1 protein-coding gene is annotated in these 549 nt (G+C 58.5%); it reads right to left on the bottom strand.

Annotated elements, in window-relative coordinates; translation table 11 throughout:
* Positions 1-24 precede the first annotated feature (24 nt).
* Positions 25-549, bottom strand: a 525-nt coding sequence (locus tag GM672_RS27830; protein ID WP_155473702.1) for an integrase core domain-containing protein, incomplete at its 5' end; no start/stop codon positions are given.

Genomic DNA, 549 nt, shown 5'->3' with positions numbered 1-549 from the left:
CTATTCCCGGACACAGTCTGATGCTTAGTTAGCGTCAGTTTCCAGAGCCTGACACGGTCGCTCTTTTCTAAACATACGCGGCGATTTATAGCCCAGCGCGGAGTGAGGATGCACCTCGTTAAAATGCCGGAACGCGTCGGGCAGTTGGGCCAGCACGACGATGCCAGAGCTGCGGTCCATGCTGCCCACGTAATCGCGTTTGAAGGTGTTCACGAAGCTCTCGGCCATGCCATTCGATTGCGGACTGTTGACAGGCGTGTGCACCGGTTTGATGCCCAGCTCATGTGCCAAGGCGTGCGTTTCAATTGCCCGGAAAGCGCCGCCATTGTCACTCAAGAATTCAAGCGTAACCGCCCGCTCGTCCGTGCTTCCAAAGCGTGTTTCCACCGCCTCAATCATCATGTCACGCACTGGTTCGCCAGGCAGCCCACGGCCGATCCAGGCACGCCAGGCGATGATCTCACGGTCACAGCAATCCTTCATGAATACGCCCGTCACGACGTCGCCGTTGTCGCAGGCGATCTCGAAGCCGTCCGAGCACCAGCGCTG

This window comes from Pseudoduganella buxea (assembly GCF_009720835.1).
In the GTDB taxonomy this organism is placed as follows: domain Bacteria; phylum Pseudomonadota; class Gammaproteobacteria; order Burkholderiales; family Burkholderiaceae_D; genus Rugamonas; species Rugamonas buxea.
This window is presented reverse-complemented; position numbering and strand designations above follow the sequence as displayed.